This window comes from Actinomadura sp. NPDC048032 (assembly GCF_040653175.1).
Taxonomy (GTDB): domain Bacteria; phylum Actinomycetota; class Actinomycetes; order Streptosporangiales; family Streptosporangiaceae; genus Spirillospora; species Spirillospora verrucosospora.
Genome location: NZ_JBEZJP010000236.1, coordinates 1 through 12,221 on the forward strand (window position 1 = coordinate 1; position 12,221 = coordinate 12,221).

Sequence of the window (12,221 nt, forward strand, 5' to 3'; positions counted from 1 at the left end):
TCGTCGGGCAGGGCGACGCCCTGTTCCTGCCGATGGGCGCGAGCAAGCCCATGCGCCTCCAGAACGCCTACGTCTCCGAGAAAGAGATCCACAGCATCGTCGACCACTGCAAGAGCCAAATGCAGCCGAACTAGGGACGTCTCCGCCCGCCCGAGCCCACCAGCCAGGCTGGGCGAATGCAGCGCCACACGCGTGGTCACCGAGCAAGGATCCCTCGACGCTGGGAAGACGGCCCAGCTGACGTCGTCGTCGACCTCACGCCCTGCTCGTCCGCGGTAGCTGACCACAGTGCAAAGAGCCCACCGCCGCGGCCCAGTACATCACCGCTCTGGCCCGCGGCAATGTAAGCGTGGTGACGTACGGGAAGAGGCACCCTGCGCCCCATAAATTACCGTTTACGCTGCTACCTCACCCCGTCACGCACCACCGCTAACCAATTAAGGCCACGAATACCTATCGACATCCCATAAGTACTCTGGCCGCCATCAGCGCATTGTCCAACCGTCCAGCATGCCGTGCGTCAACACTGCGCCCATCGTCGACAACCTAACCGAAGGACCGCGCGGAAATTCTCGGAGCCTTTAGGGGCGTGGCCGCTTAAAAATGTCCTCCCAGATTAACCGGATCTGAACCTGTGACCTCTTCATCCCGAAGGGCATATTGTACGTTTTCTGTGGCTCGCAGAAAACGCTGGATCTCGATAAAATCCCAGGTAGATGGCCTGTTCGGCTGCCAGCGCGTGATCTCCAGGGTCACGCCATCACTCGCAGTCCGGGGTCAAACGAGGGTCAGATGATCAAGCCTGGGAGGCGGGAAGCCCGTGGGGCAGACACGCAAGAGAGTGGGTAAGGAAGGCAAGCCACGTTACACGGCCTACTACGACGACATTCGCGGCCAGCGAAGGTCTGCTGGAACCTTTGCGAGCAAGAAAGAAGCGGACAAAGCATGGCAGCGCGCCGAAGTGAAGGTATCGGAAGGTAGAACCGGAGAACCTGCCCGCGGAAGGCAGCGATTCAGAGACTACGTCGAGAACACCTGGCTCCCGAACCACGAGATGGAGGCCAGCACCCGGGAGGGCTACACCTACGCCATCCACAAGCACCTCATGCCGGAGTTCGGCGGCATGCGGATGGTCGACATCCTCCCCGAGCACGTCCGAGCCTGGATCGCCAAGCTCAAGAACCAGGGCATGAAGCCCGTGACCATCCAGTGCAACAAGATCATCCTCAGTGCCATCTTCACCACGGCACTGGACGACCAGGTCACCTACCTGCACCCCTGCCGCGGGGTGAAGTCTCCGCCCATCGCGCGCAAGCCTCTCCAGATCGTCACGCCCGAGCAGTTCGATGACGTCTACAACGCCCTCCCCGAAGGCACCTTCCGGCTACTCGCCGAGACCGAGATCGAGAGCGGCCTCCGCTGGGGCGAACTCAGCGAGCTGCGTCCCAAGGACCTCAACCTCAAGACGCGCATCCTCACGGTCAGCCGCACGGTCGTGGAGCTCAACCCGAAGTTCCACCCGCAGGGCGGCCACTTCCTCGTCAAGGACTACCCGAAGGACAAGGAGTACCGCCGCTTCAAGCTCAGCGCTCAGATGACCGAGAAGCTCGAAGAGCACATCAGGGCTGCGCGCCTCACCCGAGACGACCTCTTCTTCCACATGCCGCCCCAGGACAAGCCCCGCGCCCGCATCACCGAGATCCCAGATCCGGAGACACTCGGCCGAACCGAACCCAACGAGAAGGGCCGCACCTACAACCACGGCACCCTCAGCGGCTACACCGCCGGCCGCTGCCGCTGCGACTACTGCCGAGGCGCCTTCTCCCTCTACCGAGCCGCTCGCCGCGCCAACGGCAAAGACAACCCACGCCCGCTCCGCACGCGCATGACGGACGGCCACATCCCCAACGACTGGTTCCGCCGCAACATCTGGAACCCGGCCATCGCCGCGGCCGGCCTCGACTTCAGGCCGACCATGCGCGACCTACGCCACGCCCACGCCTCCTGGCTCCTCAACGGCGGCGCCGACCTCCAGATAGTCAAAGAACGCCTCGGCCACGCCTCCATCGCCACAACCGAGCGCTACCTACACACCCTCCCCGACGCCGACGAAACCGCCCTCGAAGCACTCGCCAGGACCCGCAACCGCTCAACCACCCGATAGCCGACTGACGCAGTCTTCGAAGGACCGGACAACCCGGCCCTTCGGGTGCTTGTTCAAGCTTGCCGACAACAACCCAGCGTCGGCCTTGAAGATGGCGAGGCCTTCCATACCCGGCGAGTGATCCAGCACCACCGCGACACGATCGACGGTTACTCGGCCCCACCGTCCTCACCTCATGGCCACACCCGCTGGACAAACCCGCGATGATGAGTCGCGAGTGCAGAGGACGCCGTCGGCGGCGCACGATACGCTGCGTAGCTGCTGGCGCCGCCGTCGCCCAACGTGGATGATCTCGTGAGGAACCTGCGGCGGAATCAGGAACGAACGACCTACCTGGAGATCAAGTGCAACCCCGCAAGATCGTGGACCTGTTCGCTGGCCCCGGTGGACTTGATGTGGCGGCGGAGAAGCTTGGTGTCCCGACCGTCGGCCTCGAGTGGGAGGCCTCCGCCTGTGTGACACGACGCAAGGCTGGCCTAGAGACCGTCGAAGATGACGTGCGCCGCTACGGGCCTACCGACTTCCCCGATGCGAACGTGCTGGCCGGCGGCCCCCCTTGTCAGACGTTCACCGTCGCTGGCACCGGTGTTGGTCGCAAGGCTCTTGATGACGTTCTGAGCTTCGTCGAGCGAATGGTCAATCGAGAAGATCGCGATGTGATCGCGAAAGATCTCAACAATCTGAGTGATGAGCGGACCGGCCTGGTTCTCGAGCCGCTGCGCTGGGCGCTTGAGGCGATCGACCTGTGGAAGATCCCCTACGAGGCCATCGTTCTCGAGCAGGTTCCGGCGGTCCTGCCCGTATGGGAGGCCTACGCGAAGGCCTTGCAGGGCGAGGGGTACGCCGTTGATTGCGATGTGTTGAGCACGGAAATGTACGGCGTCCCGCAAACCCGCAAGCGGGCTGTCCTCATCGCTCGCCTGGGTGCTGAGTCGGTCAGCCTCCCCAGTCCCACTCACCGGGCCTATCGCAAGGGCGTGCGGCGGGATGAGGGCAATCCAAGCCTGGAGCCGTGGGTGACGATGGAGGATGCGCTCGATCGCCCCTACCGGTTCTCCGTGATCTCGAACTACGGCACAGGGGGCGATCCGAAGGATCGTGGCCGTCGAGCCCACAACGAGCCCTCAGCCACCGTAACCGGAAAGATTTTCCGTAACCGCGTCGTCTCCGATGACGGAGAAGAGCTGCCTCGCTTTAGCTACTTGGAAGCCGGCCAGCTCCAGACCTTCCCGCGGGACTACCCTTGGAGAGGGAGGGACGTGGGTCAGCAGATCGGGAACGCTGTCCCCCCTCGTCTGGCGATGCACGTTCTCTGTGCGGCATTCGGCTGGTCGGCGCCTACCGACGGGATGCTCAGGAAGCTTGAAACCTGGAGAAGCACAACGACAGCTCCGGGCGGTCGAGATGACGTGACCGCCAAGGATAACGGCTCCGGTGCTCGCTGCGCGGTTTAGCCTGTTCACCTCGGTATGCCTCGCTGGATAAGCCTACGGTGGTATCCATGATGATTGTGCGGCCGACCGTCGCCTCGAGTCCAGGCGTCCGCAGGAGCATGAAAGCCAACAGAGGTCGCGACACCCAGCCGGAACTGGCACTCAGGCGCGCCGTGCATGCCTTGGGACTCCGCTACCGAGTCTCGGTACGGCCGCTCCCGGATGTGAGGCGTACAGCGGATTTGGTCTTCACGCGTGCCAAAGTGGCGATCTTCCTTGACGGATGCTTCTGGCACGGTTGTCCGGACCATCACACTAAGGCGGCTACCAACGCTGCTTACTGGGCCGACAAGGTCGAAAAAAATCGCGCGCGTGATCGGGAGACCGATGCCTTGCTCGAGGCCGCAGGTTGGGTGACCGTGAGGATTTGGGAACACGAGGACCCGAGGGAAGCGGCACTCAAGGTCGAATCGATCGTACGCGCGAGGTGAAGGTTCCGCTGATCTCCAGAAGCGGAAGGCCCCGGCCGACCTGAACCGGGGCCTCCCACCGCTCAGTTACCGCTTGCGATGCTTCAGAGCAAGCCAGCCGGCGAGTATCAAGTACACGAGAACCAGAACGCCGGTCCAGTTCGGGTCGAGGCCCGCGTGCCGAGCCAGCGAGAGGGTGCTAGTCGGGCCACCGACGCCTACTAGGACGACGGCTCCGATCTTGGCCTTGGCCGTGCTCCGAATCTCGCCCGTGTCGGGAGAGAGGCCGAGCGCTATCTCGGCGTGTGCGCTCTCATACTCTCCGTCCGAGGACTCCTGTCCCTTTTCGGAGGGTGGTGAAGAATGTTGCCTTTCCGATGGCCCTTGCGGGGCGGCAGGCGTGATCACGGCGGTGCTTGCTCCTTTGAAGGAATGTGGGGCTACGGCGCCAGCCGCCCCGGAGAACGATCCTGGCGAGTTCTTCTCGCCTTTCGTGGGCATCGCGAAGGGGCGATAGCGCTGCGGGCGATGAAAAGCTATTGCGCATGAGGCCTTTTGTGACGGTGCGCCAGCAAGCGGCCAATACCCCACGACCGCTCTTTCGGGCTCGCTCGTGGAAACTTGGATGTTGCTGTACGCCTTCACCGGAAGGGTGGAAGGCCACACGCGCAGTTGCAGAGACATCCACGTGTGCAAGGGACCAAGCACCTCGAGTAACTCCCAGACCGGTAAACAAGCCCGGCCTGCAATAGATTCAGGAGCCGCTCGCTTGATGGTCGCTGATGGTTGTTTTCCTCCCGGTGGTGGGTCTCGGCCCTGTTCGGGTCGTGCCGACGGCGTACTCATGGTCCTACGCCACCCTTCTTTAACTTCGAGAACATGGACCCGTGCCTTTGTGGCGGCGAGGATGCCCTCGGCTTGAGCCTGCTTGGCTCGAGCCCGACCAGATATCCCCGCATACACAGGAGCGCCCCTGTAAGACGGTCACTCCCACCGCCCGGGCGAGCCGAGCATAACGGAGTTTTTACCGATCAACCTCGTTGAGCGCAAGGGGTCGGGGCAAATCCGCGTGAAATGTGCCCTTTTGTATCGATTCTTGCCCTTACTGTGTTAAGGTGGCGTAAGGGGTAATCTGCATTTCGCTCCTTACATCTTTGATGCAGGTGACCAGCTGTTGACATCCTTGAGGTGGACCGCATAACCTCCGCGAGGGCGGCTCGACCCGAGTCGTCAAGGACCCCGTGCCTGGATGAGCTTCTTAGCCTGATGGTCTGGGACCTGTAACGCTTGGATGGTCTCTTCAGGGTTGCTGACCGAGTCATTCGATGGCTGGGCTCCGCGTCAGCGTGCCGAAAGACGACCCTCCCTCGCCACTACAGGGCACAGAGGAAGGCGTTGGCGGCTCAATGAACGTTCACTCGGCCGAGAGTGATCGGCGTCTCCACCGGGAGCAACTGGAGAGGCTTGAGCAGTCACTCAAGGACGCGTTGGCAATCGTGCAGGCCACGCCGCGTGAGAATCTGCGGGCTCAGGACTGGCTGGAGACCGCGGCCGAGGTCGGCAGGCACCTTGCCGAGTCGCGAGAGGCGCTCGCCAAGGTTCGCCACGACGTCGTTGGTGGAGCCCGAACGGCGCTGCTTCTCTACTTTCGTAGTCATCCTGGGGAAGAGGTCTCGCCCCATCAACTGGAGGGTGTGGCGGCCATCCGGGCATGGGCTCGACGTATCCGCGAACTTCGTCAGGTCGGTTGGGACATCGACACGGCACGTGCGGGCGCCGACGCGCCCTACCGGCTCAATGCTCCATACCTTGAGGAGGCTGTTGCCTCGAGCGAAGAGACCATCGGATCGATCGGTGGCGCAACCCCAGGTGAGAGGCTGATCGAATACCTCCTCCACATCAGTCCCTGGCCAGCGAGCCCCCAGCAACTTGAACGCGTTGCCAAGGTTCCGACATGGCGCCAAGAGCTGCGCCAACTGATCGAAGAGGGTTGGCTGATCGAGTCGCATGACAACGCCCCCGCGGAGATTCCGCCCGGACACTATCGGCTGGCGAACTTGGAGTCATGACGGCTGGTTTGTTCGCTCATGGGGCCAGGTGTCGTACCTGTCTGGCATAACGTTGTCTAAAAGGACATCTCGCGTGTGTTCGTGAGGAGAGCGGATCTAAGTGGTCAGTTCGAATGAGGCCGAGCCCGCCGGAAGCTCCAGCTGGTCGGGCGAGGACAGTCATGTCGCTCAGGTCGTCCTCACCCAGTCGGAGGCATGTCTCCAGTCCTACGTGGCAAACGCTGATCTGATTACGGAGCACGCGAACATCGAGACCTCCATCAGGGAGGGAGGCTATGGACACCGGCAGCTGTACGAGCTGATCCAGAACGGCGCCGATGAGCTCATGGGTTCTCGTAACGGGCTCATTCATATCGTGCTCACGGCGGAGGCTTTGTATTGTGCGAACCGTGGTAACCCGATCACTCCCGAGGGCGCTCGGGCCATTTTGGCTTCGCATCTGTCCCGCAAGCGAGGTGCAGAGATCGGTCGCTTCGGCGTCGGTTTCAAGTCCGTCCTGAGCGTTACTGATCAACCGCTCTTCTTCAGTCGTACCGGCTCTTTCGGGTGGTCGGCGACTCGCGCGCGGGAGCGGATTTTGGAACGCGTTCCCGGGGAGCGGCCCACACCTGTCCTCCGTATCGCGCATCTCCTTGATGCAGAGGGGGAACGGATGGCCGACCCAACGCTCAATGAGCTGATGTCCTGGGCCGTGACCGTGGTGAAGCTGCCCTTGCGTGATGGCAGATTCGCCGACCAACTCGCTGAGCAGCTCCGTGTATTCCCGGAGGTGTTCGCGGTGTTCTCTCCGCATGCCGGCCGGGTGATCCTCGAGGACCGCAGAAACGTCTCGTATCGCAAGGAGATCTTTGTCCAGGGCGACGGCGTTCGCCGATCGCTCCTGGTGATCGAGAACGGTGTCGAGAAGGATCCTTCGGAGTGGTCGGTCTTCGAGACGAATTCCATTCTCTCTGATGACGCATGGGCAGATGCGGGTGAGTATCGTCAGCGTGTCGCGGTTCCCATCGCTTGGGCTGTTCCAAACTCTGGATGGAACAGGGACGGGGCCTTCTGGGCGTTCTTTCCAACGGAGTACGATACGACCTTGAGCGGTGTCCTGAACGCTGCTTGGAAGACGAACGAGGACCGCCGGCATATCCTCGATGGGAACGCGTTCAACCAGGAGCTCATGAAGGAGGCGGCCTGTCTGATTGCCGCCTCTCTTCCGCGTCTCGCCACGCCTGAAGATCCCGCGCGCCCTCTTGATCTGATCACAGCTCGTGGTCGTGAAACGCGCAACTGGGCAGACAAGCTCCTTACTGAGCGCGTCCGCATAGAGGTAGCGAATAACCGTTCCATCCCCGACCAGGAAGGCGCGCTCCAGCGCCCCAGTGACGTCCGGATTCATCCAAAGGCTCCCGACCAGAACGAGGAGCGTTGGAAAGTGTGGGTGGAGCGATGGGCCTCGTACCCCGGTCGTCCTGTCGAATGGTGCCACCCTTCTGTTGAGAGGACGCAGACGCGCAGGGCACGCGCCTACACGCTGATCGAGGATGTGAACGGCAGGGCTGCGACCGTCCAGGAGTGGCTGGAAGCGCTGGTCTCCGACGGCACGGCCGCTGCGTCCGCGGTTGCGTTGTCGATCGTGGCCGAGATGGTCGACGAAGAGCATCCCTACCAGGATCTGGCTCGCGGAGCTGCGGTTCTCCGTACGGCCGACGGGCGACTGGTCCCGCCGCAGGAGGGCAAGGTCTTCCGGCGTACGGCTTTGGATCCCCCCTCCGAGGACACGGTGTACGTGGATCCGGAACTGGAGGACGACCCAGCGACCTCTCAATTCCTCGAGATCCTCGGGATCAAGGCAGCCGACGCTTTCGGCCGCTTCTCTGCGGCGGTCTCCGGAGGCTTTGCCCTCTACCGGGAGCCGGATTGGGATCGGTTCTGGCAGCTCGCCCGGCGAGTCCCGGTGGATCGTGCCGTTGAGCATGTGATCAGCCGTGGCGTTGTAGCGGATCTCATGGTCCGAACACGTGCCGGGACCTACAAACGGTTGAGCCGCTGCCTTCTACCGGGGGCTGTCATCCCCTCCGGGAGTCCGGATGACTCGGATTTCATGGTGGATGAAGACTTTCATCACGATGACATCAGGATGCTGCGCGGGTTGGGTATGTCGGACGTGCCGCTTCCTGATGTGAACCCGTCGTCGGCGGTGTGGTTCGGTGACTACAGGTCGAGCATGGTCGACCTGTACTACAAGGCCCTGCCGGCAGGTGTTCGCAGGCCTCAACAGGGCAGGATCGAGCTCGAAGGCGCCCATCCCGCCGGACACCTCGGGCTCCTGTTCGACCTTTCCCCGGCCGCGCGCTCTCGGTTCATCCAGAACCTGCCGGTAGAGGGCCTGGTCACCAAGTGGACGGTCCATGCGCTGACTCGTCCCGATGACACGCCCCTCCCCGTTCCGTCACCGTTGGTGTGGGCCATTGAGAAAAACGGCAGGCTTGCCACCTCGATGGGCATCCGTCGGATCGCAGACTGCGTCGGGCCAGGCTTGGCCGCCCACGCTCGGGTCCTGCCGGTCGCTGATATCAACCCCGGTCTCGCGCGGGCTCTCGGCCTCGCCAACAGCTTGGCGGAGATCAAGGGGGGCCTCTGGCTTTCGCTCCTCAACCAGGCCCTGGAGAGTGAACGACACGTGGAGCTCGGCGCGCTGTATGCGCTTGCCGCCACGCAGTTGAGCGCTCCCGTCAAAATCCGTTGCCAACAGGGCGAGACATGGACCACCTGCTCTCCTGCGGAGGCCGTCGCCACGGCAGACTCCAGCCAGTATCAGCGTCTCATGGCGGGTGGTATCGCGGCTCTGCTCGTTCCTGAGTCGGACGACGTTGCCCGGCTCGTGGACCAGTGGGGGATGAAGACCTTCGACGAGGTCTACATCACCGAGCTTCGCGCTACGTCCTCAGGTCAGCCGACTCCCCTCGAGGATGTGTTTCCACAGCTGAAATTCGAACCCGGACGTCCGCTGCGCGGCCTTGACCTGCTGCGTTGCGAGGCGCTGGTGCAACTCGTCCGTACGCCGTCGGGTCAGACTTCACAACCTGTCGACATCGGCCGGCGCGAAGAGACGGTCTACTGGCTCGATCGTGGCGACGACCTGGCGCTCCTCAGAGAGTTGAACGCCCTTCTCAGGCTAGGACTCTCGGAGGAGCGTTGTCGTCAGGTCCTTCAGCATCGGGAGGACATCCAGCGAGACCAGCAGATCCTCAAGGTCCGCGAGCTGGAGGACCTTCGAGACAAGCTGGTGGCCATGCTCGGGGACGATGTTCTTCGGGAGAGGCTGCCGTACGGATTGGTCGACGCAGTCGAGGCCGAGGAAGGCCCGGTCGACGACCGGACCGTCGCCGAGTTGGCGCTCGCCGTCCACGGCTCAGGCGTCCTGCGGGAGTTCCGGCAGGAACTGGAGGACCGGGGGTTCCCCGTACCGACCCAGATGGCAGGCAACCATCTGGCGAAGGCCTTCGTAGCGGATCTTGGTTTCCCCGCCGAGTATGCCGGGTTCCGCCAACCAGGCCTCGAACCTGTGCTCACCGTGCAAGGTCCGGTGAACTTCCCAGCCCTGCACGACTACCAAGAGCTCATGGTCGGTCGAATTCAGGAGGTGCTCCAAAGCCGGCCCGCCCTACGCGGAATGCTCAGCCTGCCGACCGGAGCGGGTAAGACTCGCGTCGCCGTGGAGGCGATCATTCGCCGTCTGCGGGTGCTTCCTCCCTTCGCTGTGTCTACCCCGGTTCTGTGGGTGGCGCAGACGGAGGAACTGTGCGAGCAGGCGGTCCAGACCTGGCAGATGGTGTGGCGCAACACGGGTCCGGCTCAGCAGTTGACGATCAGCAGACTCTGGTCCACCAACGAGGCGGACCCCGTGGACGAGGGATATCACCTCGTCATAGCCACCGACGCCAAGTTGGAAAAGGTCATCGAGGCCGACGGCTATGAGTGGCTACGTGAAGCCCAGGCCGTCGTCGTGGATGAGGCGCATGCGTCGATCAGTCCGCGATACACCCGGGTCCTCGCCGCTCTCGGGCTGACTCCTCATCGATCACGCTGCCCTCTGATCGGCTTGACCGCGACCCCGTTCCGTGGCACCAACACGGAAGAGACCGACCGGCTCGTCGCGCGCTATGGGCGCAACCGCCTGGACCATCACCGCGACGGCCCGGAGATCCTGGGCGCCGAGCCGTACGTGACCTTGCAGAAGCTTGGAGTGCTGGCCCAGGTCAAGCATGAGGAACTTCCGGGTGCCAGTCTCGATCTGAGTGCGCAGGAGCGAGACTCACTTGCTCAGCTGCGTCGACTGCCGGCATCGGCTGAGGAGCGGCTCGGCCATGACGCCATCCGTAACGGAATTTTGATCAACAAGATCCTCGAGCTGCCCGACGACTGGCCGATTCTGCTGTTCGCTACATCTGTTAACCACGCCCAGACCATGGCGGCGCTGCTCACCCGCAAGGCCGTGTCGGCGGCCGCGGTATCGAGCGATACCGACCTTGGCCAGCGCCGGCATGCGATCGAGCAGTTCCGGCAGGGCAAGGTTCGCGTCCTGGCCAACTACAACGTCTTGTCTCAAGGGTTCGACGCGCCGGCGACGCGGGCAGTGATCGTCGCTCGGCCGACGTATAGCCCGAACGTCTACCAGCAGATGATCGGCAGAGGCCTCCGTGGTCCGCTGAACGGCGGCAAGGAGGAGTGTCTCATCGTCAACGTCGCCGACAACATCGCCCAGTACGGCGAAGAGCTCGCGTTCCGTCAGTTCGAGTACCTGTGGAAGAGCTGATGAGCACCGACGTTCAGCTGACGGAAGAGCAGCGGCAGGTCGTCGAAGAACCCGCAGAGGCTCGTCTTCTGGTGACGGCTCCGGCAGGATCTGGCAAGACCCTCTCCTTGATCCATCGCCTCGCCTTCCTCATCGAGGAAGAGGAACTCGAACCATCCGAGATCCTTGTACTGAGCTTCTCGCGCGCAGCCGTCAGCGAGGTCAGGAAGCGTCTGGCCGTCTTCGGCTCCGCCGTCGCGCATGTGGACGTTCGGACGTTCGACGCCTACGCGACCTGGCTCCTGTCCGAGGTAGAGCCCGATGGTAGCTGGCAGCGTCTGGGGTTCGGGCCACGGATTCGTGAAGCGACTCGGTTGATCAAGGAAGACCCGAACGTCGGTGAACTGGTAGAAGAGATCCATCATCTGGTCGTTGATGAGGTTCAGGACCTCGTCGGTGAACGCGCTGAGCTCGTACTGGCGCTACTGGAAACCGGTATCGAGGGGTTCACCCTGCTCGGCGATCCGGCCCAAGGCATCTATGGCTTCCAACTCGACGATCCGCAGGAGCGTCTGGAGGGAGCGGCGCGACTTTACGCGGAGGTGCGCGAACGCTTCAAAGATGAGCTCGATGAGGTCGCACTCGAGAGGAACTTTCGTGCTCGAGAGTCCGAGGCCCGGGCGGCGATCGCCTACGGTGAGTCGCTAGGTGCCGTGGACGCGCCCTTCGACGAGATTCAGCGTAGTCTGCGGACCACGCTCATGGCAGGGGACTCCCTAGGCACGATCGACCAGGCGGCCCCGGTCCTGGCCCGGATGGCCGGTACGACCGCGATGCTCTGCAGGTCGAACGACGAAGTCCTGCTGATTTCGCGGCGGCTTCACGACCTCGGCGTCCCACACCGGCTCCAGCGGTCCGCTCAAGACAAGGCCATCCCTTCGTGGGTTGGCTCGCTCTTCCGCGAGCTCGATTCCAAACAGCCGCAGAAGACCGAGGTGTTGGACGTGCTCGGTAGGGCCGGCGTCGATCCGGAGGTCTCCTGGGAGCTTCTTCGGCGCATCGATCGAGGCCGACGCGACGAGACGCTCGATCTTCCGGCGATACGGAAGCGGTTGATCCGTGGAGGACTGCCCGACGAGCTCGGTCAACAGTGGTCGGACGGCCTCGTGATCTCGACCGTTCACAGAGTCAAGGGCCTCGAATTCGATCAGGTGAAGATCCCCGAACCGCGCAGCGTTCCGCTTGATACTCCTTGTGATCGATACGATCCTTGCTGTAGTCGATCGGGAGGTCATCCGC

General features: G+C 63.0%; 6 protein-coding genes. All 6 read left to right on the top strand.

Annotated features, from left to right (window positions below):
* Positions 1-820 precede the first annotated feature (820 nt).
* The gene (locus tag AB0C69_RS26365; protein WP_360357853.1) at positions 821-2,164 is read left to right on the top strand and encodes a tyrosine-type recombinase/integrase; all 1,344 of its coding nucleotides are present in this window, start codon (positions 821-823) and stop codon (positions 2,162-2,164) included.
* A gap of 344 nt (positions 2,165-2,508) precedes the next feature.
* Positions 2,509-3,618 (top strand): DNA cytosine methyltransferase, encoded by a 1,110-nt coding sequence (locus AB0C69_RS26370; RefSeq protein WP_360357854.1) that lies wholly within the window; start codon positions 2,509-2,511, stop codon positions 3,616-3,618.
* A 98-nt stretch (positions 3,619-3,716) separates the two neighbouring features.
* Positions 3,717-4,088, top strand: a complete 372-nt coding sequence (locus tag AB0C69_RS26375) for a very short patch repair endonuclease (RefSeq protein ID WP_360357862.1) — start codon at positions 3,717-3,719, stop codon at positions 4,086-4,088.
* Between the two features lie 1,385 nt (positions 4,089-5,473).
* A complete protein-coding gene (locus AB0C69_RS26380; RefSeq protein WP_360357856.1) occupies positions 5,474-6,136 on the top strand; it encodes a hypothetical protein in 663 nt (220 codons plus the stop codon).
* Between the two features lie 100 nt (positions 6,137-6,236).
* The gene (locus tag AB0C69_RS26385) at positions 6,237-10,943 is read left to right on the top strand and encodes a DEAD/DEAH box helicase family protein (protein ID WP_360357858.1); all 4,707 of its coding nucleotides are present in this window, start codon (positions 6,237-6,239) and stop codon (positions 10,941-10,943) included.
* Positions 10,943-12,221, top strand: a 1,279-nt coding sequence (locus tag AB0C69_RS26390; RefSeq protein ID WP_360357860.1) for a UvrD-helicase domain-containing protein, incomplete at its 3' end; no start/stop codon positions are given. The genes AB0C69_RS26385 and AB0C69_RS26390, both read left to right, overlap by 1 nt.

What these genes read in the sequence shown, in the direction of transcription:
- AB0C69_RS26380 (WP_360357856.1), top strand. Translation starts at nt 5,474, where the DNA reads ATGAACGTTCACTCGGCCGAGAGTGATCGGCGTCTCCACCGGGAGCAA.
- AB0C69_RS26375 (WP_360357862.1), top strand. Translation starts at nt 3,717, where the DNA reads ATGAAAGCCAACAGAGGTCGCGACACCCAGCCGGAACTGGCACTCAGG.